Source organism: Streptomyces sp. NPDC001858, assembly GCF_053594615.1.
This window is the reverse complement of the sequence record NZ_JBSFEV010000019.1, coordinates 76,607-101,761: the sequence shown is the minus strand read 5'-3', so window position 1 is coordinate 101,761 and position 25,155 is coordinate 76,607. Positions and strand designations below refer to the sequence as shown.

General features: G+C 73.0%; 22 protein-coding genes. 7 read left to right on the top strand and 15 right to left on the bottom strand.

All coding sequences use genetic code 11. The features are described 5' to 3' along the window. Positions 1–42: 42 nt before the first annotated feature. On the bottom strand, positions 43–1,551 hold the full coding sequence (locus tag ACWCPF_RS25135) for a hypothetical protein (protein ID WP_451047325.1): 1,509 nt from the start codon (positions 1,549–1,551) through the stop codon (positions 43–45). Positions 1,552–2,008: 457 nt separating this feature from the next. Here ACWCPF_RS25135 and ACWCPF_RS25130 point away from each other — a divergent pair, with 457 nt between their 5' ends. The 3 genes from ACWCPF_RS25130 to ACWCPF_RS25120 are packed head-to-tail and all read left to right on the top strand — an operon-like array spanning position 2,009 to position 5,908. Then, complete coding sequence (locus tag ACWCPF_RS25130; RefSeq protein WP_451047324.1) at positions 2,009–3,979, top strand: potassium transporter Kup; 1,971 nt, start codon at positions 2,009–2,011, stop codon at positions 3,977–3,979. A gap of 25 nt (positions 3,980–4,004) precedes the next feature. After that, positions 4,005–5,228: a sensor histidine kinase gene (locus ACWCPF_RS25125; protein ID WP_451047323.1), complete on the top strand. Its 1,224-nt coding sequence runs from the start codon at positions 4,005–4,007 to the stop codon at positions 5,226–5,228. Then, complete coding sequence (locus ACWCPF_RS25120; RefSeq protein ID WP_451047322.1) at positions 5,225–5,908, top strand: response regulator transcription factor; 684 nt, start codon at positions 5,225–5,227, stop codon at positions 5,906–5,908. Before ACWCPF_RS25125 ends, ACWCPF_RS25120 begins: the two co-directional genes overlap by 4 nt. A 7-nt stretch (positions 5,909–5,915) precedes the next feature. On the opposite strand, the gene ACWCPF_RS25115 is transcribed toward ACWCPF_RS25120, so the two are convergent. The 14 genes from ACWCPF_RS25115 to ACWCPF_RS25050 all read right to left on the bottom strand — a co-directional run bounded on the left by ACWCPF_RS25115 (position 5,916) and on the right by ACWCPF_RS25050 (position 21,171). Continuing rightward, a complete protein-coding gene (locus tag ACWCPF_RS25115; protein ID WP_451047321.1) occupies positions 5,916–7,061 on the bottom strand; it encodes a substrate-binding domain-containing protein in 1,146 nt (381 codons plus the stop codon). Beyond that, on the bottom strand, positions 7,058–8,071 hold the full coding sequence (locus ACWCPF_RS25110) for an ABC transporter permease (RefSeq protein ID WP_451047320.1): 1,014 nt from the start codon (positions 8,069–8,071) through the stop codon (positions 7,058–7,060). Before ACWCPF_RS25110 ends, ACWCPF_RS25115 begins: the two co-directional genes overlap by 4 nt. Next, positions 8,068–9,591, bottom strand: coding sequence for a sugar ABC transporter ATP-binding protein (locus ACWCPF_RS25105; protein ID WP_451047319.1), 1,524 nt, complete (start codon positions 9,589–9,591; stop codon positions 8,068–8,070). Before ACWCPF_RS25105 ends, ACWCPF_RS25110 begins: the two co-directional genes overlap by 4 nt. Before the next feature lie 107 nt (positions 9,592–9,698). Beyond that, complete coding sequence (locus ACWCPF_RS25100) at positions 9,699–12,446, bottom strand: SpoIIE family protein phosphatase (RefSeq protein WP_451047318.1); 2,748 nt, start codon at positions 12,444–12,446, stop codon at positions 9,699–9,701. A gap of 120 nt (positions 12,447–12,566) precedes the next feature. Further along, entirely contained in the window at positions 12,567–13,538 is a 972-nt protein-coding gene (locus ACWCPF_RS25095) for a cyclase family protein (RefSeq protein WP_451047317.1), read from the bottom strand. After that, positions 13,535–14,641 carry an NAD(+)/NADH kinase gene (locus tag ACWCPF_RS25090; protein WP_451047316.1) on the bottom strand — a complete coding sequence of 369 codons (1,107 nt, stop codon included), beginning with the start codon at positions 14,639–14,641 and terminating at the stop codon, positions 13,535–13,537. The genes ACWCPF_RS25095 and ACWCPF_RS25090 overlap by 4 nt, the downstream gene beginning before the upstream one ends. A 227-nt stretch (positions 14,642–14,868) precedes the next feature. Beyond that, positions 14,869–15,279: an acyl dehydratase gene (locus ACWCPF_RS25085; RefSeq protein WP_451047315.1), complete on the bottom strand. Its 411-nt coding sequence runs from the start codon at positions 15,277–15,279 to the stop codon at positions 14,869–14,871. Further along, the gene (locus ACWCPF_RS25080; RefSeq protein ID WP_451047314.1) at positions 15,276–15,848 is read right to left on the bottom strand and encodes an FAS1-like dehydratase domain-containing protein; all 573 of its coding nucleotides are present in this window, start codon (positions 15,846–15,848) and stop codon (positions 15,276–15,278) included. Before ACWCPF_RS25080 ends, ACWCPF_RS25085 begins: the two co-directional genes overlap by 4 nt. Further along, positions 15,845–16,651: an IclR family transcriptional regulator gene (locus ACWCPF_RS25075; RefSeq protein ID WP_451047313.1), complete on the bottom strand. Its 807-nt coding sequence runs from the start codon at positions 16,649–16,651 to the stop codon at positions 15,845–15,847. The genes ACWCPF_RS25080 and ACWCPF_RS25075 overlap by 4 nt, the downstream gene beginning before the upstream one ends. A gap of 15 nt (positions 16,652–16,666) precedes the next feature. Beyond that, entirely contained in the window at positions 16,667–17,536 is an 870-nt protein-coding gene (locus ACWCPF_RS25070; RefSeq protein WP_451047312.1) for an alpha/beta fold hydrolase, read from the bottom strand. Further along, positions 17,533–18,489 carry a DODA-type extradiol aromatic ring-opening family dioxygenase gene (locus ACWCPF_RS25065; RefSeq protein WP_451047311.1) on the bottom strand — a complete coding sequence of 319 codons (957 nt, stop codon included), beginning with the start codon at positions 18,487–18,489 and terminating at the stop codon, positions 17,533–17,535. Before ACWCPF_RS25065 ends, ACWCPF_RS25070 begins: the two co-directional genes overlap by 4 nt. Next, complete coding sequence (locus tag ACWCPF_RS25060; protein WP_451047310.1) at positions 18,486–19,823, bottom strand: M20 family metallopeptidase; 1,338 nt, start codon at positions 19,821–19,823, stop codon at positions 18,486–18,488. The genes ACWCPF_RS25065 and ACWCPF_RS25060 overlap by 4 nt, the downstream gene beginning before the upstream one ends. Further along, on the bottom strand, positions 19,820–19,942 hold the full coding sequence (locus tag ACWCPF_RS25055) for a hypothetical protein (protein WP_351907440.1): 123 nt from the start codon (positions 19,940–19,942) through the stop codon (positions 19,820–19,822). The genes ACWCPF_RS25060 and ACWCPF_RS25055 overlap by 4 nt, the downstream gene beginning before the upstream one ends. Then, positions 19,939–21,171, bottom strand: a complete 1,233-nt coding sequence (locus ACWCPF_RS25050; RefSeq protein WP_451047309.1) for a Rieske 2Fe-2S domain-containing protein — start codon at positions 21,169–21,171, stop codon at positions 19,939–19,941. Before ACWCPF_RS25050 ends, ACWCPF_RS25055 begins: the two co-directional genes overlap by 4 nt. A gap of 255 nt (positions 21,172–21,426) precedes the next feature. Between ACWCPF_RS25050 and ACWCPF_RS25045 the strand changes: the two genes are divergently transcribed. The 4 genes from ACWCPF_RS25045 to ACWCPF_RS25030 are packed head-to-tail and all read left to right on the top strand — an operon-like array spanning position 21,427 to position 25,080. Then, positions 21,427–22,425 carry an ABC transporter substrate-binding protein gene (locus tag ACWCPF_RS25045; RefSeq protein ID WP_451047308.1) on the top strand — a complete coding sequence of 333 codons (999 nt, stop codon included), beginning with the start codon at positions 21,427–21,429 and terminating at the stop codon, positions 22,423–22,425. Then, complete coding sequence (locus ACWCPF_RS25040; protein ID WP_451047307.1) at positions 22,425–23,318, top strand: ABC transporter ATP-binding protein; 894 nt, start codon at positions 22,425–22,427, stop codon at positions 23,316–23,318. Before ACWCPF_RS25045 ends, ACWCPF_RS25040 begins: the two co-directional genes overlap by 1 nt. Beyond that, positions 23,315–24,142 carry an ABC transporter permease gene (locus ACWCPF_RS25035; RefSeq protein WP_451047306.1) on the top strand — a complete coding sequence of 276 codons (828 nt, stop codon included), beginning with the start codon at positions 23,315–23,317 and terminating at the stop codon, positions 24,140–24,142. The genes ACWCPF_RS25040 and ACWCPF_RS25035 overlap by 4 nt, the downstream gene beginning before the upstream one ends. After that, positions 24,139–25,080, top strand: coding sequence for a quinone oxidoreductase family protein (locus tag ACWCPF_RS25030; protein ID WP_451047305.1), 942 nt, complete (start codon positions 24,139–24,141; stop codon positions 25,078–25,080). Before ACWCPF_RS25035 ends, ACWCPF_RS25030 begins: the two co-directional genes overlap by 4 nt. Positions 25,081–25,155: the final 75 nt, after the last annotated feature.

Here is a 25,155-nt window from a genome sequence, read left to right as displayed (position 1 = left end):
GGAGCCGCGAATGTCAGAGCCCCGCGCCCCTTCAGCACCCGCTCAGGGCGTCGCTCTCCGCGCGGGGGGCGGTGCCACGTACACGCGCCAGCCTGCCACCTCGTGCCAGGGCCAGGCGCGGGCGTACGCGGGTGGGCCGACGTCCCCCTTGGCCAGTACGGCGACCGGGGTGTGGCGCGCGGTGCGCAGCAGGGTCGCCGCCGTGGTGTTGGCGTTGTGGCCGACGGTCGCCACGGAGGAGCAGCCCGTGTAGAAGGCGATCGGGACGTTGAAGTGCCCGGTGAGCAGACAGGGCGGTCGGACGCCGAGCCGGTGCAGGCCCGCGGCGAGATGGGTCCAGTTGTCGTGGGCGGCCGTGGTCCGCCGCACCGTGCGGTCCAGCACGGCGAACTGCACCGCGAGGTGCCCGGCCAGCGCGACGGTCACGCAGATCACCGCCACCGTCCGCGGGACCCGGCCCGGCGTGGTGACCAGGCGCACGAGCAGGTCGGCGATCGGCACGGCGAGCAGCGCGTAGGCAGGCATCAGGAAGCGGGGCGCGGCGTATCCGATGAGGAAGAGGTAGGGGAAGGCCGCCGTCGCGGCGCAGGCCAGCGGCACCAGCGTGGCCGCCGTGCGGCGGGCCCGGACGGCGACCACGAGGGCGAGGGCGGCGAGCAGCGGGAGCGTGTACCACCAGAGCGTCACCGCCGCGTGGGGCAGCTCGCCCGTGCACGGGCGGCACAGGGTACGTCCGCCCATGCTGCGCAGTTGGTCCGCGACGGCGATGTTCCAGCCCAGGCCGCCCTGGATGCGGGAGCCGTCCGACAGCCGCTGCGCCAGGCCGCCGTAGGAGAGGTACGCCTCGACGACCCACTGGGCGGCCCCGGCGACCAGTCCGCCGGCCAGCGCCAGCAGCAGCGCGAGCCGGCGCCACTTCGGTACGCACACGAGCAGGACGAACAGCGGCAGGGTCGCCCAGAGCGCGTCCGTGGGGCGCATCCAGGCCATCACGGCGGCGCTCACGCCCACGCCCCACAGGGCCGTGCGGTCGTGGCGGTCGGCCTGGGCGCGCAGGAAGCACCCGGTGCCGGCCAGGGCGGCGACGGCGACCCAGTAGTTGGGCATCGCCTGCGGCCCGTAGAACAGCGTCACCCACAAGGTGGCGAACAGGCCGCCCGCGGTCGCGAGCACGCGGATCGGGAAGACGCCGCGCCAGGCGTGCAGTCCCAGGAAGAGCGTCAGGCCGGACAGGGCCGCCAGATAGACCCGCAGCAGTTCGGTGGACGACGACCACGCGGCGATCGGCGCCACCAGCAGCGGGACGCCACGGGCGCGCGGGGCGCTGAAGAACGCGGCCGGTACGTGCGGGCTGACCTGGCTGACGTAGACCGTCTCGTCCCAGCCGAGGCCCATCCCCGGCCGGACGAGGAGGAGTTGGGCCAGGGTGAAGGCGCCCGCGACGAGGGCGAGCCACGCGGTGCCGCGAACCGGCCGGCGTGCGCCGTCGGCCGGCTGCGCCGCTCGCCCGCGGGTGCTGCCGACCAGCGTGGTCTGGGAGTTGTCGCTCATCGCTCACCCCTTCCGCCCCTACCGCCCGCAGGGTCCGTTGCGCCCCACGGGACGCGGGACTGCGCCAAGGGCCGGTCCGGCAGCCCCTACAGCCGCAACGTTTCATCCACGGTCGGCACGGGCGCGCGGGGCGCCGCCGAACGGCGTAACGCACCTCCGCGCGGGAGCCCGCCGATCGGTCAGCCGCCGATCGGTCGGCCGCCGAGGTGGAAGACGTCGAAGCGGTAGGCCTCGATGTCACGGCGGCGGACCGACGTCATGGCAGGCGTCCAGGAAGTTAGGTCAGCCTTGCCATGACTTTCCGGCTGCCCGTGCGGGACGCGTTGCGCAACCCGGCCGCAGCCGAGCGCTGTCACAGATGTGCGAGTGGCTGTGTCATTGGTTGCGTGATGGGATCGACTCGTCCTGTACGCGCGCCGGCCTCACGGCGCGTCGACCCCGGTGGAGGAAGGTTGCCGTGAGCGATCGTCAGCACCCGGCCGGGCCGGAGGACGGTTCCGTACCGCTGCCGGAGTCGGCCGGCGAGCCGAGCGCACGGGACGTCGTCCGCCTCGCGGTGGTGGTCGGCGCCCTCGGCGTCGTGTTCGGCGACATCGGGACCAGCCCGCTCTACACCCTGCAGACCGTGTTCAACCCGGACGACCCGCACCCCGTCCCGGTCAGCACGGCGAACGTGTACGGGGTCGTGTCCCTCGTGTTCTGGTCGGTGATGATCATCGTCATGGTCACCTACGTCCTGTTGGCGATGCGCGCCGACAACGACGGCGAGGGCGGCATCATGGCGCTGATCACGCTGCTGCGGAGGCAGAGCGCGGAGCGCGGACGACGGGCCGCCGCCTTCCTCGCGGCGCTGGGCATCTTCGGCGCCTCGCTGTTCTTCGGCGACAGCATGATCACCCCAGCCATCTCGGTGCTGTCCGCGGTCGAGGGGCTCAAGGTTGTCGAGCCGTCCATGGAGGACATGGTCGTCCCGATCACCGTGGTGATCATCGTGGCGCTGTTCCTGGTGCAGCGCAGAGGGACCGCGGCCGTCGGCAAGGTGTTCGGACCGGTGATGATCCTCTGGTTCGTCTGCATCGGCGCCTGCGGCGTGGACGGCATCGTCGACCACCCGGAGATCCTCAAGGCGCTCTCGCCGACCTACGCACTGGGCTTCCTGACCGGCCACTTCGGCACCGCGTTCTTCTCCCTGGCCGCGGTCGTGCTCGCGGTCACCGGCGCCGAGGCGCTGTACGCCGACATGGGGCACTTCGGGCGCCGGTCGATCACCCGCGCCTGGCTGCTCCTCGTCTTCCCCGCGTGCATGCTCAGCTATCTGGGCCAGGGCGCCCTGATCCTGGGCGACCCGTCCCACGTCAGCAGCCCGTTCTTCCTGCTCGTGCCCGACTGGGGACGATGGCCCATGGTCGTGCTGGCCACGGCCGCGACGGTGATCGCCTCCCAGGCGGTGATCACCGGGGCCTACTCGGTCGCCTCCCAGGCGGCCCGGCTCGGCTACCTGCCCAGGCTGCGGATCGACCACACCTCCGAGTCCACCATCGGCCAGATCTACGTACCGTGGATCAACTGGCTGCTGATGGTCTCGGTCCTCACCCTCGTCTTCGCCTTCCGCACCTCCGCGGCGCTGGCCTACGCGTTCGGCATGGCCGTGACCGGGACCATCACGATCACCACGCTTCTGTTCTTCTACGTCGCCCGGGTCAAGTGGGAGACCCCGCGATGGCTGCTCGCGAGCGGCCTGAGCGCGCTGCTGTTCGTGGACCTGCTCTTCGTCGCGGCCAACATGACCAAGCTCGTCCACGGCGCCTGGCTGCCGCTGCTGATCGGCGTCACCGCGTTCACCGTCATGACCACCTGGCAACGCGGCCGCGCGATCGTCACCGAGGAGCGGGTACGGCACGAAGGCCCGCTGCCCGAGTTCATCGACCGACTGCGCACCGGGGAGGCGCAGGCGTCCCGGGTGCCCGGCACGGCCGTCTTCCTCAACCGCGGCCGGCAGACGGCGCCGCTGGCCATGCGGGCCAACGTCGAGCACAACCATGTGCGACACGAGCAGGTCGTGATCCTCTCCCTGGAGACCGAGCCCGTGCCCAGGGTGCCGGCCGACCGCCGGATGAGCGTGGACCCCCTCGGCTACGGCGACGACGGGATCATCTACGTCACCGCCCGGTACGGCTACCTGGAGACACCGGACGTCCCCGCCGCACTGGCGACGCTCGACCCGGACCTGACCGAGGGGCGGCTGGACCTGGACCAGGCGTCCTACTTCCTGTCGAAGATCAAGCTCCGGCGCGGAACGGCGCCGACCATGGCGTCCTGGCGGAAGCGGCTGTTCATCGCCACCTCCTACATCACCGCGGACGCCGCCGAGCACTTCGGCCTGCCCCGCGACCGAACGGTCATCATGGGAGCGCACATCGACGTGTGACCGGTCGGACCCTTCTCGGAGCGTGATGAGCACAAGCTGGCGGCGCCGGGCCGCCACCCGTCCCGCAGCCGTGGAGGCCGCGGCGACCGCCCTGCTGTTCGCCGCCACGGTCGCCGGCGTGCTCGTCACCCGGGCGGTGATGCAGGAGCCGCCCCTGTGGCCGGCCCTCGCGCTGTCCGTCCTGGCCTGTGCCGTGCTCGGCCGGCGGAACAGCCGTCCGCTGCCCGTCCTCGCCGTCACCTTGCTGTGCACCATGGGCCTGGGCGCCCTCGGCTACCTCCTGAGCCCGCTCGTGATGGGTCCGCTCCTGGTCGCGCAGTACGCCGCGAGCCTGCGCACCCCGCGCCGGACCGCCTGGAACAGCGCGGCCCTGGGCGCCGTCGGCATGGTCGCCACGGGACTGTTCCGCACCGACTTCCGCGACTCGCCGGTCGTGGCCATCGTCAACCCGGCCGCCTGGGTCCTGCTGTCCGCGGCCTTCGGCGCCTACGTCCGGGTGCGGCGCGAGTACGCCGTCTCCCGTGCCGAGCATGCCGAGCGCGAGCGGGAGGAGGAGGCGCGGCACCGGGTCGTCCAGGAACGCATGCGCATCGCGCGGGAACTGCACGATGTGGTCGCCCACCATCTGACCCTGGCCGACGCCCAGGCCGGCATCGCGGCCCACCTCGCCCGGACCGACCCCGACCAGGCGCTCCTGCTCATCGGCGCGCTCCCCGAGACGACGGCCGCGGCGCTGCGTGAACTCAAGGCGACCGTGGGGCTCCTGCGGCAGGACAGCGATCCGCCCGCGGACGATCTGGCGCCCGCGCCGGGACTGCGGCGGCTGCCCGAGCTGGTGGCCGCCTGCGCGGCGGCCGGCCTGACGGTGACCGTCTCCACCGAAGGGCGGGCGCGCCCGCTCACGCCCGTCCTCGACCTGACGGCCTATCGGATCGTCCAGGAAGCGCTGACCAACGTCAGCAAGCACGCCGCGACCCGCACCGCCCGGGTCCGGCTCGCCTACACGCCCCACTACCTGACCCTGACCGTCACCAACGACACCGCACCCGACCGCGGCGCGACCGCACCCGGCTCAGCGGCGCCCGGCTCAGCAGCACCTGGCTCCGGACCCGGCTTCGGCCTGCTCGGCATGCGCGAGCGCGCCGGCGCCGTCGGCGGCGCCTTCCACGCCGGACACCGCCCGCAGGGCGGCTACGAGGTCGCCTGCACCCTGCCGCTCACCGACCACGACGAAGGTTCCGCCAGATGACCATCCGCGTTCTGCTCGCCGACGACCAGGCCCTGCTCCGGGCCACCTTCCGCATCCTGATCGACTCGGTCGCGGACATGGACGTGGTCGCGGAGGCCGCCGACGGACAGGAGGCAATCGACCTCACCGGCGCCCACCGGCCCGACGTGGTCGTCATGGACATCCGGATGCCGAACGTCGACGGAGTGACGGCCACCGCCGCCATCTGCTCCCGCCCCGAACTGTCCGCGACCCGCGTGCTCGTCCTCACCACCTTCGAGGACGACGCCAACGTGGCCAGGGCCCTGCGCGCCGGCGCGAGCGGCTTCCTCGGCAAGGGCGTCAGCCCCGAGGTCCTCCTGTCGAGCATCCGCACCGTGGCGGCAGGCGACTCGCTCCTTTCCCCCACCGCCACCCGGGCCCTGATCGCCCGCTTCCTCGCCGCCCCGGACACCGACGGCTTCCGCGCCCTGCCCGACGCGGTCAAGGCCCTCACCGACCGCGAACGCGAGGTGACCGCGCTGGCCGCGTACGGCAGGTCCAACGCCGAGATCGCCGAGCGGCTCGTCCTGAGCCCCCTGACGGTCCGCAGCCACATCCAGCGGGCCATGACCAAACTCCACGCCCGCGACCGCGCCCAGCTCGTCGTCATCGCCTACCAGAGCGGGCTGGTGAAACCGCGCCCGGATCCGCACTCCTGACCACAGGTCACCGGCCCCAGATCGTCCGGTACGCCTCCCGGTAGCCCGACGGGTCCCAGGAGGTGGCCCCTCGGCTGTTCTCGGCCGTGGCGATGTGGACCGGGGCCACATACCCGCTGGCGGGCCGGCCGGAGAAGGCGCGGTTGAACTCGTCGACGATCTGCCAGCCCTGCAGCGTCAGCGGCTCGGGCACGGTGGCGGACTGGTACTGCCCGCTGTCGACGCGCTGGAAGGCCGAGGGGTCGCCGTCGCCCGCCCCGATGTTGAAGGGCGGGCCGGAGCCCTTCCGGCCGGCCGCGCGGAAGGCGGGGGCGGCGTCGGCGAAGTACAGGTCGTTGATCGCGACGGAGTGGGTCCACCTCCCGCGGAACCGGGCGAGGAGGGTGGAGATCTCCCACCGGGTGCGGTTGCTCGCGTCCGCGATCGGGATGTTCTGGTACGAGATCAGCCGCACGCCCGAACAGGTGGCGAGCGCCGCCCTGATCAGTTCGGACTTGTGCTTGGCGAACGGGATCGACGCGTCGGTGATGAGCACGACCCCGGCGCGGCCGTCGGAGTGCGCGATGATCCACTGCGCGCTGACGCCGGCCACGTCCGCGACCCGCGTCGTGACGTTGGTGAAGAGTTCGGGGCGCCGACTGGGACCCGGTGCGGCGACCGCGTGCCAGCCGATCAGCGGGATGCCCTCGGCGTCGGCCCGGGAGACCTGCCGTGCCGTCGAGCCGGGGTCGAAGCCGCCGATGACGATGCCGGACGGGCGCAGCGCGACGGCCTCGCTCATGGCCGCCTGGATGCCCGCGGGCGTCCCTCCGCCGTCGATCACCCGGACGTTCCAGCCGATCGCCCGCGCGGCTTCCCGCACCCCTTTCGCGGCGCCCGCGACCCCGGGATTGACCATGGCCTGGGCCACGTAGACGAGGCTCTTGCCGGACGTCGCCGCGGGCCCGGTGGTCGGACCGTTCCAGGGGACGTCGGTCTGCTCCGCCCGGCTGACGGCGGCCTGCGCCCTGGCACGAACGGAGGGACACCCGCCCGGCCCAGTCGCCGAGGCCGCACCCGACCCGTCTTCCGAGCCGCGCTCGCACCCGACGAGGAGGCCCGCCGTCGCTGCCGCCACCAGGACACCGCTGGCGAGCCGGGTTCGCCCGGTCATGGCGCCGGGCCCGTCGTACCGGCGGGTTCCGGGCGGGCGCGCAGACGGTGGCGGGCCGTGTAGCCGGCCAGGCCGACGGCGGCCAGCAGGGTGCCGCCGTAGAACAGCGGGACCGTCCAGAAGTCGGCGCCCAGTTGGCCGATGCCGGTGAGGCCCACCGCGAGGACCGCGACGGCGACCACGGTGCCGAAGGCGTTGGGGCGGCCCGGCTTGACGGCCGTCGCGCCGAGGAGCGCGCCCACGAACGCGGGCAGCAGATAGTCGAGGCCGACGCTCGGGTTGCCGATCCGCTGCTCGGCCGCGAGCAGCACCCCGGCGCAGCCGACGATCAGCCCCGACGCGGTGAACGCGTAGACGGTGTATCTGCGGGTCGGGATGCCGACGAGGTCGGCGGCGCGCGGGTTCGAGCCGATGACGTACAGACACCGGCCGAGCGGCAGCCGCTCCAGCAGCAGCCACAGCACGACCGCCAGGGCGAGCACATAGAAGGCGGGGACCGGCAGGCCCAGGAACGTGGCGTCGTACAGCTCGGTGAACGCCGTCGGGAGGCCCTGCGGGCCGGGGACGATCCGGCCGCCGTCGGTGACCCAGCCGGTCACGGCGTAGAGCATGCTGCCGGTGCCCAGGGTGGCGATGAAGGAGTCGATCCGGCCGAACACGACGATGACGCCGTTGACGACGCCCATGACCGCCCCTCCGACGATCACCGCGAGACAGGCGAGCGGCCAGGGCCAGCCCGCGTGCACGACGAGCTGCATGACCATGACGTGCGCCAGGCCGAGGGCGTAGCCGAGGGAGAGGTCGAACGAGCCGGTCACGATCGGGACCATGGCGGCGAGCGCGAGGACGGCCGGGATCGACTGGGTGTAGAGGATCGAGTCGACCGTGTCCGACGTGGGGAAGGTACGGGGCAGGGCGAGGGAGAAGACCAGGAAGAGCAGGGCGGTCAGGGCGAGCAGACCGTAGGCGCCGACGAGTTGCCCGGCGGGGCGGCCGGGTGAGGTCTTCACGGGTGCGCCGTCGCGGACGCCGCTCGGGTGAGTTCCGCGACCGTGAGAGCGGCACCGCTCAGTTCGGACGTCACGGCCCCGCGCACGAAGACCAGGGCGCGCCCGCACACGCGCGCGACCTCCTCGAAGTCGGTGGAGACGAGCAGCACCGCGAGGCCCGAGGCCGCCGCCTCGTCGAGCAGACGGTGGATCGCGGCCTTCGCCCTGACGTCCACACTCGCCGTCGGCTCCTCCAGGATCAGCAGCCGCAGGTCCACGCGCAGCCACCGGCCGAGCATGACCTTCTGCTGGTTCCCGCCGGACAGGGTGGCGATCGGCGCCTCGCTGTCCCGGGGGCGCACCGAGAACCGCTCGATCAGGACGGCGGCCTCGGCGCGTTCGCGGCGGGGGAGCAGCGGGCGCAGCGCGGACAGGCCTCCCGCACGGGGGTTGGCCAGCAGGTTCTCCCGGACGGTCAGCCCGGCGGCGCAGCCCTCCCGCACCCGGTCGCCCGGCACGAAGCCGACTCCGAGCCCGACCGCCTCCGCGACCGTACGAGGACGGTACGGCCGTCCGCCGAGCAGGGCCCGCCCGCCGAGCAGGGGCCCGGAACCGGCGAGGGCCCGGCCCAGCGCCAGATGCCCGGCCCCCGAGAGGCCGACCAGGCCCAGGACCTCACCGGCCCGCAGCTCCAGGCCGACCGGCCCCGCGCCGAGGGCCCGTACGCCGTCGAGGTTCAGCAGGGCCGGTCCGGCGGCCGGAGCCGGGGCGGGCCGCCGACCGACCGGTTCCCGGCCCTCCGGGAAGCCGTCTTCGTCGTCGCCGACGATGTCGTGGACCAGGCGGACCGGGCTGTGGCCGGCCAGCGGGCCCTGGCTGACGAGGCGGCCGTCGCGCAGCACGGCGAAGGAGTCGGCGACCCGGTACACCTCGTCCAGCCGGTGGGTCACATAGAGGATGGCGTGCCCCCGGGCGCGCAGGGCGTGCAGGACGTCGAACAGCCGGGCGCAGTGCGCGGCCGGGAGGCGGGCGGTCGGCTCGTCGAGGACGATGAGCTTCGCGTGGGACGCGAGTGCCCGGGCGATCGCGACCAGCGAGCGCTCGGCCGGGTCCAGCCCGGCGACCGGCGCGTCCGGGTCCAGCTGTCCGGCGACGGTTCGCAGCGCCTCGGCGCAGCGCTCGCGGGTCCGCCGCCAGGAGATCAGTCCGGCGCGGCGCGCATAGCCGGTGCTCAGGGCGATGTTCTCGGCGAGCGTCATCCACTCCACGAGACCGAGGTCCTGGTGGATGAAGGACATGCTCCGGGAAGCGGCGTGAGTGCCGAGCGGGTGCCCGTCCACCGTGATCCGCCCGGCGTCGGCGTGGTGGACGCCGGCCAGCACCTTGATCAGCGTCGACTTGCCCGCGCCGTTCGGCCCGAGCAGGGCGAGGGTGCGGCCGGCGTGGACGTCCAGGTCGACGCCGTCCAGCGCGATCGTCCCGCCGAACCGCTTGCGGAGCCCGCGGACGCGGACCAGGGGCTCCGACGCGAAGGGACGCATGAGCCGATCCTATATGGATCATCCATGACATTTCAGACATTCACTTCATGTGCCTGCCCCGCCTGCCCCGCCCGCCCCGGCTGTCCCGCTTGCTTCGCTTGCCTGGTTCACGCCGCGCCGAGCCCGCATTCGGCCCAGATGACCTTGCCCTGCGCGAGGTAGCGGGTGCCCCAGCTCTGGGACAGCTGTGCGACGAGGAACAGGCCCCGGCCGCCCTCATCGGTGCTGGCCGCCCGGCGCAGGTGCGGGGCCGTGTTGCCGGCGTCGGAGACCTCGCAGATCAGGGCGCGGTCGTACAGCAGCCGCACCCGGATGGGCCCGGAGCCGTGCCGGACGGCGTTGGTGACCAGCTCGCTCAGGATCAGCTCCGCGGCGAACGAGGCCTCGTCGAGTCCCCAGTCGGCCAACTGCCGCAGCGCGGCCGCCCGGACGTCGCTGACCAGGGCCGGGTCGGCGGGCAGCTCCCAGGTCGCGATCCGGCCGGGGTCCAGCGCATGGGTGCGGGCGACGAGCAGGGCGATGTCGTCGCAGGGGTGGGCGGGCGCCACCGTGTCCAGGATCGCCTGGCACGTCTCCTCGGGGGTGCGCCCCGGCCGGGCCAGCGCCTCGCGCAGCTGTTCGAGGACGACGTCGACGTCGCGGTGCCGGTCCTCGATCAGCCCGTCGGTGTAGAGGACGAGCTGACTGTCCTCGGGGACGTCGATCTCGACGGCGTCGAAGGGCAGCCCGCCGAGGCCGAGCGGCGGACCGGCCGGCAGGTCGGGGTAGGACACGGCGCCGTCGGGGCTGACCAGCGCGGGCGGCGGATGCCCGGCGCGGGCCATCACGCACCGCTGCGTGGTCGGGTCGTAGACGGCGTAGAGGCAGGTCGCGCCGATGATGCCGACGCCCTCGCCGTCCGGGTCCTCCCGGTCCAGCCGGCCCACGAGGTTGTCGAGGTGGACGAGGACGTCGTCCGGCGGGAAGTCGAGCTCGGCGAAGCTGCGCGCGGCGGTGCGCAGCCGGCCCATGGTGGCGGCGGAGAGCATGCCGTGCCCGACGACGTCGCCGACGAGCAGGCCGATACGGCTGCCCGAGAGGGGGATGACGTCGTACCAGTCGCCGCCGACGTCGGACTCGGCGGGCAGATAGCGGTGGGCGACCTCGACGGCGTCCTGCTCGGGCAGCCCGTGCGGGAGCAGCCGGCGCTGCAGGGCCAGGACCATGGCACGTTCGTGGGTGTAGCGCCGGGCGTTGTCCAGGGACAGCGCGGCCCGGGTGCACAGTTCCTGGGCGAGCGAACGGTCGTCGTCGCCATAGGGCTCCCCGGCGCGGTAGAAGCTCGCGATGCCCAGGAGGACGCCGCGGGCGACCAGGGGGACGGCGATGAGGGAGTGGACATGCTCCAGCAGCTGCTCGGTGTGCTCGGGATCCTGGGCGAGCCAGCCCGCCGCGGCCTTCAGGTCCGGCTCCAGCACCGCCCGTCCGCTGGTCAGACAGCGCAGCTGGGGCGCGGTCGGGCCGAACTCGATCCGCTTGCCGACCGGGGTGAAGGGCAGGCCGGCGCGGATGCCGTGGACCACGGTGCGGCGCAGGTCGTCGACGGGGTCGACGGACTCCTCGCCGCGCAGCGCGGCCTCGGGCAGATCGACGGTCACGAAGTCGGCCAGTCGCGGGACCGCCGTCTCGGCCAGCTCCTCGGCGGTGCGGCCCACGTCCAGCGTGGTGCCCATCCGGGCGCTGGCCTCGGACAGCAGCTCCAGTCGGCGGCGCGCGGCGACGGCGTATGTCCCCACCTGCGGCTCTCCCAGCAGCACGAGCCCTCTGGCCTGGGGCGACGGCTGCGCGGCCCGCACGGCGGGCCGGGCGGCGCGTTCGACGGTGGGGGAGTCCGGCACCTCGTCGAGCCGGTGGGGGACGAGCAGGGGCGCGCCCGTGGTGGAGCCGGGGAGCAGCGCCTCGATGGCGATGCCCTGCACCCCGGACGCGCTCGTCATCGGACGGCTCACCAGCGTGACCCGTCGGCCGCCGGGCAGGGAGACGTCGACGGCGGCCCGCTGAGCGGCGGAGATGAGCTCGGCGGCCCTCTCCTTGAGGATCGCCCGGTCACGGGGGCGCAGTTCGAGGGCCGGGGCCGCAGCCCGGTCCAGGCCGTCGGCGGCGCCCCGCACCTCGGCTCCGGACGCCAGATACGCCCGCAGCAGCGCGCGCTCGCGCGTGGAACTCTGCCGCAGCAGCCGCCGCTCCGTGGCCCGGGCTGCCTTGCGGATCACGGCGGTCAGCGCCGGGCTCTCGGCGCCGAGGGGATAGCCGAAGCAGAGGATGCCCTCGATGCGCCCGCTGAGCGGGTCGCGGACCGGAAGCGCGATACAGGCGCCCCGCTGGGAGCGCTCGGCGAAGTGCTCGGCGCCGTAGACGCGGACGAGCTGCCGTTCCGCCAGCGCGAGGCCGATGCCGTTGGTGCCGGCGACCTGCTCGGCGAACACGAATCCGGGCACGATCTGGATCGCCGGAAGCTTTCCGAGCAGCGCTGACCGACCGAAGCGGCGCAGCAGGACGGTGCCGCTCGCGTCGGCGAGGGAGATGTTCATCTCGCTGCCGGAGAATCTGGTCTGCAGCCGGTCGAGCACCGGCAGCGCGGCGCGGACGAGACGACCGCTCGGATCGAAGTCCGCCCGGAAGGGCAGGTCGGTCTGGTCCGGCGAGAGGCCCAGGGCCAGGCTGCGCCGCCACGAGCTCAGAATGGGCGTGCGGACGCCCGCGTCGACCGGCTCGCCCTGCAGAAACCGCTCACGGAAGCGCGCGGGTCCCGTGCCGTCCGTCGCACGTCCCGTGGCCGGCGGTATCGGTGTCGGCTCGCTGTCGGACCGGACCACGCTCTGCCTCGCTCGCGTCTGCCATAAGCCACTTTTCCGGAGGAATCCGGCATTGCCGAGGATACGGTCATTGGTGGCGCGAGTCACGGCCGTCACAGCCCGCCCGGCATCGCTCGGCGGTCAGAGAACCGCGACCGGGGTGACGGGCGAACCCGTGCCGCCCGGCACGTTCAGCGGCGACACGACCAGCAGGAACGTGTAGCGCCCCGCCTCGGCGGTCGCCGCGGAGAGGGCCTCCAGGTCGAGGTTGTCCAGCAGCGGCACCCCCATCGCGGCGACGGCCAGGGTGTGCACCGGCGAGTGCACCCCGGCCACCGGCGAGGGCCGCACATCGCTGTCGCCGTCGCCGCCGAGCAACGCGATCCCCCGCTCGGCCAGCAGCGGCACCGCGTCCACATGGAAGCCCGCACTGGCCGCGCCGGAGTCCCAGGCGCCGAGTTCCGTGCGGCGGCGGGCGTGCCCGGAGCGCAGCAGCACCGCGTCGCCCTCGCCGATCGTCACCCCGAGCGCCTCCTCCGCCGCGATGACGTCCCGCGCGCGCACCGCCCGGCCCGGCTCCAGCCAGGGGACGCCGAGCACGGCCGGCAGGTCGAGGAGCACGCCCGTCGTGACCAGCGGGCCGAGCGCCGACACCGCGCCGAACCGCGCGCCCGCGGCGTCCACCACCTCGTGCGCGGTCCGGCCGTCGTAGAGCCGCCCCCGGTAGGCGATATGGCACAGGGCGTCCAGATGGGTGACGGCCTTGCCGTGGTGGTCGACGCCGATGAAGTCCTTGTAGGCGGACGGCTCCGGGCTCTCCACGTCACCGAGGTCGGTCATGTGGTGCAGGGCGGGCCTGCGGTTGTCGGGGCCGGGCTCGGTGTTCCAGGGCAGCGCCATCGGGACCACCGTCCCCGACCGGACGCGCGCGGTGGCCCGCCGGACGTGATCCGCGCCCACCCGGTTCCAGGCGCCGCGGTCGGCCGGGGTCCAGCGACCCCAGGTGCGCACGGCCTCGAAGAGCGCGTCGAACTCCCGACGGGAGACGGCCGGCCCGTTGCCGGCGCCGGTCGGCTCGATCCCGGGGTCCTCGGCGGGGCCGCCCGGGCTCATCCGCGCTCGCCCCCGTCCGGACCGCCGTCCGAGCCCCTGTCCGGACCGCCCTCCGGACCGACCGGCAGTGCGAGGTGGGCGAGGTCGCCCGGCGGCGGACTCGTCACGGACCACAGCGGAGCCGCGTCCCCGTCGGCGATCGCGGCCGGGGCGTCGGTGAGATTCATCCGCTCGCGCAGCCTGCCGTAGAAGTCCATCGGACCCAGCCGGACCGCGCGCAGCCGCCGGGGAGCCGCGTACACCCCGATCCAGTCGCCCGGATCGAGCACTCCGCGCAACTGGCCGTCGACGCTGACGGCGGCCTGACCGGACCGTTCGAGGATCCGCAGCGCGACGGGCTCGTCCGGGGCGGCGACCACCGAGCGGTTGAACGTCATGTGCGGGGCGACCGGAGTGAAGACGAGCACCTCCGCACGGGGCGAGACGACGGGACCGCCGGCGGCGAAGCTGTACGCGGTCGACCCCGTCGGCGTGGCCACCAGCACCGCGTCGGCGGAGTAGGACGCCAGGAGCCGGCCCGCCAGATACACGCCGACCGACACCTGCCGGTCCCGCGCCAGCTTCTCCACGACGATGTCGTTCAGCGCGATGACGTCGAGGGCCACGCCCCAGTCCGCGCCGGCCTCGCAGTCGGGGCGCACGGTCGGCGTCGGCAACAGCGGCCCGCGGCCGTACCGCAGCAGCGCCACCACGTCCGGCGGCACCCGCAGCGGGCACGAGGCCCGCATGGTGAGCAGCAGCCTGCTCTCGACGCTGAGCCGCTCCTCCCGCACGGCGTCCAAGGCCGCCCGGACGGCCGTGGCGGGAACCTCCGTCAGAAACCCCACCCGGCCGAGATCGACTCCCAGGATCAGCGCGTCGTGCTCGGCGGCCAGCCGGGCGCCGCGCAGGAACGTGCCGTCGCCGCCCAGCGTGACGACGAGATCCGGGTCTCCGGCGGCGGCGACCTCCTCCGGTGCGCTGTGCCGCGCGCCTTCCCGCCACACGTCGATCTCCGCGCACCCCACGGCGTTCTCGGCGCACCACGCCCGCACGGCCCGCGCGGCGTCCACGGCCGCCGCGCGCCCACTGTGCACGACCAAGCCGATCCGGTTCACCGCCATGCCTGCCTCCCAGCTGCCGCGATGTGCCGTCGTTGCGCTGCCGACTTCGCCGCCCGACCCGCTTAGAAAGCCATCGTCCCCGCGAAAGCTCCCCGGCGCGCCCGCACGCCCCACAGCAGTGCGCGCCGTCAGGTGGCGTGTCCCGGCGGTACAGGCACAGGCGAGGAGCAGCGCCGTGCACGCGACGTTCCCAGCACGGGCCGGAACCGATGAGCGCGGCGTCCTGCTCAGCGGACCGACAGCTCCACCGTCCCGGTGACGCACGGCGTGCCGTCCTCCTTGACGATCGACACGTCGATCGACACTTCGAGCGACACCCCGTCCCCGTTCTCGGTGACCGAGCGGACCGTCGCCGTCCAGGTGAGCGGTTCGTCGGCCACGGCGGTCGAGGCGTTGCGCCAGCTCACGGCGAGGAGACGGGCGCCGGGACCGGCCCAGGCCAGCGCGTGCCGGCCGAGCGTCTCGCCGTGGAGGGTGGACTGGACGACGACGTCCGCGAACCCCTCCGAGACCGCGAAAGCGGTGTCGTAGTGGATGCGGTGGGAGTTCCACGACACCGCGCCGAACCGGAACAGCTGCACCCTGCTGTGCGCGTACCGCACGGGGGCGCACACCTCACCCACGACCGGAGCCGTCACGCGGCACCTTCTTCGCCGCCACCGGAGGAGCCCGGCTCCAGGGCCTCCGGCTCCAGGGCCTCGCGGACGACGATCGTCTCGTCCACCGCCGTCAGCTCGCTGCCGTCCGCCGACGTGAACCGCGTCGTGAGCGCCAGCAGCACGAACGCGCCCGAGCGGCCCTGCTTGCGCTGGGCGGACACCACCGCCCGGGACGCCGTGACCCGGGTGCCGGCGACCGGTGGCCGCATCAGCCGCACCGACTGACCGCCGTGCACCTGACGCACCGGGAGGCCCTGGGTGCACGGCGACTCCCGCACGGCCAGGCCGTCCGGTCGCAGGTCCCGTTCCACCGGCCCGTCCTCCCAGCTCATCGTGCCCGCGAGGAACAGCGCGGGCGCCTCGACGGGCTCCCCGGCCGCCTCCCGGGCCCGGGCCCGCCGGACGTACTCGTCGTCGTTCAGCGCCGCCGCGTACCGGCAGAAGTCGCGGACCGTCATCGTGCCGCAGTCCTCGTGGTCCCAGCGGTCCACGAGACGGCGGGCCCGGGCCAGCACCTCGTCCAGCGCGGACCCCCCGCCGGCGCTCACAGCGCCGACCGCAGGGCTCGGCTGATCCCCAGCCCCGCGGTGCGCAGCGCGCCCGCGTGTGCGGTCGCGTCGACGCGGTAGGTGGGCGCGGTGATGGACAGCGCGCCCGCCGGAACCTCCTGGCGTCCGAAGACCGGCACGGCCATGCTGGTGTAGCCGAGCCGCACCTCCTCCGCCTCCGTCGCGACGCCCTGCTCCCGGATCCGCTCCAGCTGGCCGCGCAGCCGGCCCGGCGAGGTGATGGTGTGCCGGGTGAACGGCTTCAGCCCGCTCCTGACCACCTCGCCGAAGAGCGAGGCGGGGGAGAACGCGAGGATCGCCTTGCCGGTGGCCGTGCAGTACAGCGGCAGCCGGCCCGCCACCCGGGACTCCTCGCTCAGCCCCCGGTGCGGCAGGATCTTCTCCAGGTACACCACGTCGAGGCCGTCGTGGATCGCGAAGTGGATCGTCTCGCGGGTGGCCAGCAGCAGATCCTCCATGTACGGCTGGGCCACCTCGCGCAGGATGCGCTGCCGGTGCACCCGCTGGCCGATCTCGAAGAGCCGCAGCCCGAGCCGGTAGTTGCACCCCGCTCGCTCCAGCAGCCCCCAGACCACCAGCTCCTGGCAGAGCCGGTGCACGGTCGCCTTCGCCACGCCCGTGCGGCGCACCAGATCGGCCAGCGACAGCGAGTCGTCGTCGACGGTGAACGCCTCCACGATCGGCCGCACCTTGCCGAGCACGGAGTTCATCGAGTCGTGGTCGGGAGCGGAGCCGGCGCCGGGGCCGGGGACTGCGGAGCGGTCGATCGGGACGACGGTCATGAGAGCACCTCGCGATTAGTCGACGGAGGACGCCTCGGCGAGAAACGCCAGGCTGAGCGGGTTGTAAAGATCGGCCTTCTCATGCTGAGGCCAGTGCCCGCATTCAGGGAAGACCTCCAGGCGAGCGCCCGGAATCGCCGCGGCGATCGCCTCCGCCTCCGGGACGTCGCCGAGCGGGTTCTTGTTGCCCCACACCACCAGCGTCGGCGCCTTGATCCGCGCCATGCGGTCCGGGCGCAGCAGGTTGCGCTCGCGGGCCTCCAACTCCTGCAGCGCCAGCAGGTTGTGCAGGTTCCGCTGGAACTCGGGGTGGTGGTAGATCTCGTAGCGCACCCGGGTCAGCTCGTCGCCCAGGTCCTCGTCCCACTCCGCCCACAGCAGCCGCAGCCGCTCGCGGGTGAAGGAGACGTCGTCCTCCAGCGCGGCGGCCCGGGTGGAGGTCTTCAGCCGCTCCATCACCGTCGGGTTGACCTTCGTGCCGCCCATGCACAGCAGCTGGAGCGAGGCGACCCGGTCCGGGTGCTCGCTCGCCGCCCACGAGCCCACCCAGCCGCCCAGCGACTCGCCGACGACGTGCGCGCGGTCGGCGCCGACCGCGTCCAGGTAGGACAGCAGGTGGTCGACGTACGCCGGGATCTCGCCCGGGCGGTCCGGCTTGCCGGTGTAGCCGTGCCCCAGCATGTCGATGGCGTGGCAGCGGTAGCCGGCCTCGGCGTGCGCCGGGATGTTCCGTACGAACGCCTCCAGATGGCCCGTGGTGCCGTGCAGGAACACCACGTGCTCGCCGTCCTGCGGGCCGGCCTGCAGGGCGCGGGTCCTGAAGTCGCCGGTCTCGACGTACGCGTGGCGGTAGTCGAGGCCCGACAGTTCGGTCCAGATGCTCATGACTGCCCTTCGTGGGTCGGTGCGGGATCGAGGACGGCGACGGCCATTCCGGTGAGCCATTCCGGCATCGGCTCGTAGGCCAGCCGCCGCCCCGGGGCGTGGTCGAGGACGGCGGCCATGAGCAGCCAGGTGCGCAGCTCCTGCGCCCCGTTGCCGGCGGCCTTCTCCAGCTCCTCGGTGGTGAACGCGGTCGTCCGGTGCGCCTCGCCGCGCTCGACGAGCGTCAGGAACTCGTCGTCGAACTCCGGGGTGATCGCCGCCTCGGCGGCCCGGATGATCTCGCGGCGCCGCGCGTCGTAGTCCTGCCAGTTCTCGCGGCCGTTCAGCCAGGCGCCGACCATGAACTCCTCGTCGTCGCCGTGCGGCTCGCGCCAGTCGGGCCAGGGCAGCCGGTGCGAGAGCCCGCCGGAGCCGATCACCGCGATCCGGCGGTCCCCGGGGAACGCCAGCGCCGCCTCCCGGATCGCCCGGCCCAGCTGGTCGCAGCGCTCCATGGTGGGCAGCGGAGGCGCGAACACATTGACGACGAGCGGCACGATCTCCACGTCCAGCCCGTCGAGCAGGTACTGGATCGCGTGCGACTGCCCATGGTCGATCTGCAGCCGCGCCGAGAACGCGACGTCGAACCGGCCGCCGTCCACCAGCGACTCGGCGAGATGCCGGGCGAGCGGGACGTCCACCGGCTGCGGACCCTTCGGGGTGCCGGACTCACCGCTGGCGACGCATTCGCCGACGCCGATCGTGAACGCCGGGATCAGATCGAGCCAGAAGCCTCGGAAGTGGTTGGAGCCGACCAGGATCACGGTGTCGGGCCGGGCGGCGGCGAGCGCCTCGCGCGCCTGCCCGAGCGCGTCGCGGAAGCGTTCCGCGCGGTCCTTGTGGAGGGTCTCCTCCCAGTGGGTGTTCATCAGCGTGCTGTGCGACGCGCCCACACCCAGGACGATCTCGGTCATGCCGTGGCTCCTTCCAGCTCGGCGCGCGTGCGGGTGACGGTGTCGACGGCCGTGCGGATCAGATGGCGCGTCAGCTTCTCCATGGCCCGCACGGAGACGGTGTTCATGCCCCGCGCGAAGTCGATCCCGAAGGGCGCCTCGACGACCTTGGGCATGCCGACCCGCACGGTGGGGATCCCGCGGTTGCGCAGGATGTTGGCGTCGGTGGCGCCGCTGTTGCCCCGGATCACCTCGTGCTCGCGGCCCTCGAACGCGGCCCAGCCCGCGGTCGCGCTCCGGCAGATCCAGCTCTCCGGGTCCGTCCGGGTGCCCGGGATCGCGACCGCCATCTCGGCGCTCACGTCGAGGCCGGGCAGCTTGCCGCGGATCGAGTCGATCGCCGCGAGGAACTCCCGCTTGGCCTGCATCGGCGTGGTGTCCGGGCCGATGCGCAGATCGACCATGAGGGTGCAGGAGGCCGGCGTCACCGCCGCCGTCCGCGGCCAGCCGCCGTGCACGGAGGAGACGATGCCCTGCGGGGCGACCGTGCCCGACGTGTGCCGCTCGGCGTACTCGACGAACCACTCCTCCAGGTACCGGGTCACGTCACCGGCGCGGGCGATCGCGTTGTCGTAGGGCAGGCGGTGCCGTGAGCCGACGTAGGTGTGCGTGCCGCGGACGGTGACCTCGAACCAGACGAGGCCCACCTCGTCGAAGGAGACCGTCCAGCCCGGCTTGGCGATGACCGCGTAGTCGGTCCACACGCCCTGCTCCAGGAGGAACGAGCAGCCCACGCCCTGGCCCGTGTTGCGCCGGACGCCGGCCGGGCGGGCGTTCGTGGGCATGCCGCCCGCGCCGAACGCGGCCACCAGATCGCCGGTGAGCGGCACGCCCGCCAGCCCGATGGCCTCGGCGGCCATCATCACGCACGCGGCGTGCCCCTTGGGGTTGGAGGCGCCGAGGCCGACGACGAGATCGTCGTAGACCGTGGCCTGCGGGCGCATGTCGTCGCGCAGCTCGGGGCCGATCCAGGGGAGGTCCTCGCTCTCCTCGCCCACGGTGAGCGTGTCGATCGGCGCGTAGAGCATCAGGTCGGGGCCGGTGCCGTCGCCCTCCAGCCGGGCCCAGGCGTTGGCCTGCCGGTCGTCGAGCGGCTGGACTTCCGTGCGGCATCCGGAGACCGCGAGGGTGTCGGCGATGTGCGCGGCCAGCGGCCCCTCGTCGCCGGTGGGGCTCGGGATGTCGACGAGCCCGATGATCAGCTCGCGCAGCCGGTCGCCGGTCACCTGCCGCCAGGCCTCCTCGGCCCAGCCGCGCCGGCGGTCGTCGAGACCCGCGAGGGCGTCGGCGCTCACTGGTTGATCCTGTGGACCTGGGTCATGGCGGTGCGCGCGAGGCGCTTCCTCGCCAGGGGGATGCCGACGGCGATCGCGGCTCCGGCCAGCAGGGTGAGCAGGGTACGGCCCATGGTCATGCCTTCTTCTCGATCGGGGAGTCGCCGCCCGCCGGGGTCACGCCCGCCGCCGCGAGTTTCTTGGCGTACTCCTCCTCGCTGAGGTTCCGCCAGGCGGTCAGCGAGATGTCGGGGCGGTAGAGCTTCTCCGGCGGTGCGTCCGTGATGTCGACCATCCACGCGTCCTGGCCGGAGAACTGACCGTGGAACAGCCAGCGGATCGCGCCCAGGTACTTGGCGTAGAAACGGAGCGTGTTCCAGCCCTCGGTGAAGTTGACCATCACCCCGACATAGCGGTGGTTGTCCTCGTCGACCGGGACGTAGAACTCGTAGTGGATGAAGTTCGGGTAGGCGATCCGCAGCACCCCCGGCATGGACAGCGAGGCGAAGCCGGGGAACTCCTGCGCCTCGATGACCGGGTCGACCCGGTCCGGCTTGCCGGTGTTGCCGATGTTGAAGGTCTCCTTCGGCGGCTGCTGCTTCCACCAGCGCTTGTTGCTCCAGCGGCCCACGCCGGGGAAGTCGGCCTCCCAGTGCACCTCGTCCTGCACCCGGAAGATCCACCGGCCCTTGGGCACGACCCGGGTGATGTTCCAGGTCGGCATGGGCTTGAACAGCCGCCACAGCGCCGTGCGGTGCAGATACTTGGCGTGCCCCTCGTCGAAGCCGTTCTCGCAGGCGAAGCGCCAGTTGCCCGAGCGCGGGTCGATCCGGCCGCCCATCACGAAGGCGTTCTCCACCAGCTCCTCCGGGAGCTGGGAGTCGATCGGGTGCGGTTCCTCGTCGGCGATCGGGATGTACACCCACACCATGCCGAGCCGCTCCTCGACCGGATACGTGCGCACCGAGACCTTGCCGGTGAGCCGGCAGCCCGGCCCGTCGGTGATGACCGCGCTCAGCTTCCCGGTCGGCAGATCGAAGGTCCAGCCGTGGTACGGGCAGCTGACCGTGCCGGGGAACTGCTGATCGCCCTCCGACAGCGGCACCCCCCGGTGCGGGCAGCGGTTGTGCAGCGCGTACGCCGTGCCGTTGTCCCTGATCAGGGTGATCTTCTCGCCGCAGATCGTGAACGGCAACGGCTTGCCGGTGATCTGGCCGGCCCAGGTGACCGGGTACCAGTAGCCGCGGAAGCCCGCGCCCGCCGCGTCGTAGTGGGGCCAGGACCGCCAGTCCTGGCGGCCGGGCTCGCCGGATGCTCTGCGGCGCCCGCGGACGGGAGTCTGTGCCTCGGGTGAGTCCTCGACCGTCATCGTGCGTGTCCTCCTGCTGCCGTGCGAACAGTCGACCCGAGCATGCGGGCGCCGACGGATCTGCCCAAGGGACCCGTTCCGCTGAGCAGAACGCCCCCCGACGAGGGGGCGGCGCAGGCATCCTCGGGCCGCGTCCCGCTCAGCGGACCCATGCCGATGCAGGGAGGTCGGGCCGAGGTCTACGGTGCGCCAATTCGGGCCGCTCTTCGACGACCCGCCACGACCGGCGGTTTCCTCTCCCTCACCGAGGTGCGCATGCAGACACCGTCCCGCCCAAGACGTCTCCTCGCAGCTTCCGCAGCCCTGACCGCCGCACTCCTCACGCTCACCTCGTGCGGCGCCGGCACCACCGACTCGACCGCGGCCCAGGGAGGCGGGGGCGCCGGACCCACGATCCGCATCGCCGTCGGCGTCGACCCCTCCTTCGCCCCCTTCTTCCTCGCCGACGCCCAGGGACTGTGGGCGAAGCACGGCGTAGACGTCCGACTCGTCCAGTTCGGCAAGGGCGGCGAGGGGGTGGACGCCCTCGGCGCCGGCCAGGTGCAGTTCGCCGGCAACTCCGACACCACCACCATCGGAGTGCTCCAGCAGACCCCCTCGCTGCGCTCGCTGCTGGTGTACGAGCAGTCCGGCCGCTATCTGAAGGTCGTCCTCGGCCCGAAGGTCGACTCGGCCGCGCAGATCAGGAAGATGGCCGTCGTCCCCGGCCTCTCCCAGCTCGCGGCCACCCGATTCCTGGAGTCGAAGGGCATCGACCCCGAGACGGTCGACCTGATCACCGCCGACCCGCCCGAGATCCCGGCGCTGACGCAGCAGGGAGACGTCGACGCCTACGTCCTGTGGGAGCCCTGGCCCACGAAGGGCGTGGCGCTCGGCGAGCGGATCCTGGAGACCACCGGCGACTTCGGCGTGACCTACTCCCACTGGCTGCTGACGACCGACAGCTGGCTCGAGGACAACACCGCGACCGCCGTCAAGGTCGCGACCGCGCTCCAGGAGGCGGCCGAGGAGACCGAGAGCGACCCGGACGCGGCGGCCGAGGCCACGAAGAAGGCCACCAAGATCCCGACGGCCCAGACCGTGAACGCGATCAAGGAGATCGACTTCGCGGTCCGCGACTTCACCGCCGAGGACCTGTCGGCGTACGACGACACCGTCTCCTTCTATCTGGGCACCGGCAAGGTCAAGGCCAGGCCGGACGTGTCCGCGGCCGTGCTGCGCGGCTGGTCCACCGAGCACCTGAAGGGATCCTGATGACCGAGGCCATCGAGACCACCGCGGTGGAGAGCGACCGGGCGGCCGGACGCGGCGCCGCGCTGCGCGCCGACGGCGTCGGCATCCGCTTCGGCTCGTTCCAGGCGGTGCGGGACATATCCCTGGACATCGCCGCCGGCGAGTTCCTCTGTCTGCTCGGACCGAGCGGCTGCGGCAAGTCCACCCTGCTGTCGGCGATGGCCGGGTTCGTGACGCCGAGCGAGGGCAGCCTCACCGCGGGCGGCGCCGAGATCGCCGGGCCCGACCCCGAACTGGGCATGGTCTTCCAGAGCAGCGAGGCGCTCTTCGACTGGATGACGGTCCGCCAGAACGTGATGTTCGGACCGCGCATGCGCCGGGAATCGCGTGCGGCGCAGTCGGAACTCGCCGACGGATACCTGAGGCTGGTCGGACTGCGGCACTGCGCCGACCGGTTCCCCGGCCAGTTGAGCGGCGGCATGCGGCAACGCGTCCAGATCGCCCGCGTGTTGGCCAACGAACCGAGCGTCGTCCTGATGGACGAACCGTTCGGCGCGCTCGACGCCCAGACCCGGCAGGTGCTCCAGGAGGAGACGGACCGCATTTGGCGCGCCTCGGGCTGCACCGTCGTGTTCGTCACCCACGACATCGACGAGGCGATCCTGCTCGCCGACCGCATCGCCGTGATGACCGCGGGACCGGCGGCGAGGATCAAGTCCGTGTACCCGGTGGACCTGCCGCGACCACGCGACGAGGCCGACCCGGGCGTCGTCGAACTGCGCCGCAGCCTGCGGGAGGACATCGGCGAGGAGGTGCGCAAGGCCCTGCGCGACCAAGGCCTCGACCAGGACCCGGAGCCGGGCCTCGAACAGGGCGTCAAACAGGGCCTTGACCAGGAGGAGGACGTCCGATGAGCGTCGTCACGGCAGAGACCGCCTCCACCGCAGTCGAGCGGACCCGGCCACGCCCGGACCGGGCGAGCCTGCGGGGCCTGCGCACGATCGGCCTCTACACCCTGTCCGTCCTCATCGGCCTCGGCGTCTGGCAGCTGCTGGCCGTGCAGTACGGCTCCTCCCTCGTCGCCTCGCCGAAGGAGACCCTGTCGGCGGCGGAGGAACTGGCCCGGGACGGCACGCTGACCAACTCGATCATCGCCTCCGGCCGGCGCATCCTCATCGGCTGGGGACTCGGACTGCTCGTCGGCGTACCCGTCGGCCTGCTCGTCGGGCAGATCAAGGTCGTACGCCAACTGCTCGACCCCTACATCGAGTTCTTCCGGTTCATCCCGCCGGTCGCCTTCGTCACCCTCGCCGTGGTGTGGCTGGGCATCGGCGAGTCCTCGAAGGTCGTCCTGATCTTCTACACGGCCGTCTTCATCGTCACCCTCAACACGAGCGCCGGCGTCATGGCGGTGAGCGAGTCCAAGCTCAGGGCGGCGGCGAGCCTGGGCGCGAGCCGGCGGCAGATCCTCCAGCGGATCGTCCTGCCGTCCACCGTGCCGCACATCGTCACCGGCGCCCGGCTGGCCATGGGCAACAGCTTCCTGACCATCGTCTCCGCCGAGATCGTCGCCGCCCAGGTCGGTCTCGGCTCGCTGATCTGGACCTCCCGCAACTACGGCCGGATCGACTGGGTCTTCGTCGGAATCATCACCCTGGGCATCCTCGGGTTCGTCTTCGACCGCATACTGCGGATCGTCGCCTCCCGGGCCCTGCGTCGATATGGAGTGAAACTGTGAGTCGTGCCCTTGTCCTGGAGACGTTCGGCGCGCTGCCGAGGCTCGTGGAGCGGCCGATACCGGAGCCCAGGCCCGGCCACACCCTCGTACGGCTGAGCGCCGCCGCCGTCACCCACCTCGATCTCAACGTCGTCGACGGCAAGTTCGGCATCCTCCCCGACCTGCCGGCGGTGCCGGGCACGGCGGGCAGCGGAACCGTCCTGGCCTCGGACATCCATCCGGAGGGCAGCCTCGTCCAACTCCGCGGCAAGGCGCTCGGACTGCGCAGGGACGGCTGCTGGGCGGAGCACGCCCTGGTGCCGGACGCGGCCGTCGAGGCCGTGCCGGAGGGCACGGATCCGGCGCTGGCGTGCAGCTACTTCTCCCCGGTCGGCACGGCCTGGGCGGCGGTGCACCCGGTCGCGGCCGTGCGGCCGGGCGAGCGGGTCCTGGTGACCGGGGCGGCGGGCGCGGTCGGCGCGCTGACCGTGCAGCTCGCCGCGCAGGCCGGCGCGGAGGTGGTCGGCGTGGTCGGCCGCCCGGCCAAGCTCGCGCACGTCCCGCCGCCCGCGAAGGCCGTGTCGGCGGCCGAGCTGTCGCCGGAGGCGGTCGGCGGACCGATCGACGTGCTGATCGACACCGTGGGCGGGCCCGTGCTGCGGGACGCGCTGCGGCTGGTCCGGCCGCGCGGGCGCGCCGCCCTCGTCGGCTACACCGCCGGCCGCGAGTTCACCGTGGACCTCGCGGACTTCCTCCTCGCCGACGTGTCGCTGCGGACCGTCAACCTGATGTCACGGGCCGCGGAGGTCGCCGACGACGTGCGGCGACTGCTCGCCGACCTGACGGCGGGGACGCTGACGTTGCCGATCGAGCGGTACCCGATCGACGACCTCGCCGAGGCCGTCGACCGGCTGCGGACCGGGGAGGCGGTCGGCAGGGTGACGCTGGACCTGGGCTGACGTCCAGTCCGGCGAGGTCGGCTGCGGTTCGGCAGCGCCCTGAAGGGGCGCGGGGAACTGCGCGACCAGCCACGA

What these genes read in the sequence shown, in the direction of transcription:
- ACWCPF_RS25135 (WP_451047325.1), bottom strand. Translation starts at nt 1,551, where the DNA reads ATGAGCGACAACTCCCAGACCACGCTGGTCGGCAGCACCCGCGGGCGA.
- ACWCPF_RS25125 (WP_451047323.1), top strand. Translation starts at nt 4,005, where the DNA reads ATGAGCACAAGCTGGCGGCGCCGGGCCGCCACCCGTCCCGCAGCCGTG.
- ACWCPF_RS25120 (WP_451047322.1), top strand. Translation starts at nt 5,225, where the DNA reads ATGACCATCCGCGTTCTGCTCGCCGACGACCAGGCCCTGCTCCGGGCC.
- ACWCPF_RS25115 (WP_451047321.1), bottom strand. Translation starts at nt 7,061, where the DNA reads ATGACCGGGCGAACCCGGCTCGCCAGCGGTGTCCTGGTGGCGGCAGCG.
- ACWCPF_RS25105 (WP_451047319.1), bottom strand. Translation starts at nt 9,591, where the DNA reads ATGCGTCCCTTCGCGTCGGAGCCCCTGGTCCGCGTCCGCGGGCTCCGC.
- ACWCPF_RS25095 (WP_451047317.1), bottom strand. Translation starts at nt 13,538, where the DNA reads ATGAGCCCGGGCGGCCCCGCCGAGGACCCCGGGATCGAGCCGACCGGC.
- ACWCPF_RS25090 (WP_451047316.1), bottom strand. Translation starts at nt 14,641, where the DNA reads ATGGCGGTGAACCGGATCGGCTTGGTCGTGCACAGTGGGCGCGCGGCG.
- ACWCPF_RS25075 (WP_451047313.1), bottom strand. Translation starts at nt 16,651, where the DNA reads ATGACCGTCGTCCCGATCGACCGCTCCGCAGTCCCCGGCCCCGGCGCC.
- ACWCPF_RS25070 (WP_451047312.1), bottom strand. Translation starts at nt 17,536, where the DNA reads ATGAGCATCTGGACCGAACTGTCGGGCCTCGACTACCGCCACGCGTAC.
- ACWCPF_RS25065 (WP_451047311.1), bottom strand. Translation starts at nt 18,489, where the DNA reads ATGACCGAGATCGTCCTGGGTGTGGGCGCGTCGCACAGCACGCTGATG.
- ACWCPF_RS25055 (WP_351907440.1), bottom strand. Translation starts at nt 19,942, where the DNA reads ATGACCATGGGCCGTACCCTGCTCACCCTGCTGGCCGGAGCCGCGATC.
- ACWCPF_RS25050 (WP_451047309.1), bottom strand. Translation starts at nt 21,171, where the DNA reads ATGACGGTCGAGGACTCACCCGAGGCACAGACTCCCGTCCGCGGGCGC.
- ACWCPF_RS25045 (WP_451047308.1), top strand. Translation starts at nt 21,427, where the DNA reads ATGCAGACACCGTCCCGCCCAAGACGTCTCCTCGCAGCTTCCGCAGCC.
- ACWCPF_RS25040 (WP_451047307.1), top strand. Translation starts at nt 22,425, where the DNA reads ATGACCGAGGCCATCGAGACCACCGCGGTGGAGAGCGACCGGGCGGCC.
- ACWCPF_RS25035 (WP_451047306.1), top strand. Translation starts at nt 23,315, where the DNA reads ATGAGCGTCGTCACGGCAGAGACCGCCTCCACCGCAGTCGAGCGGACC.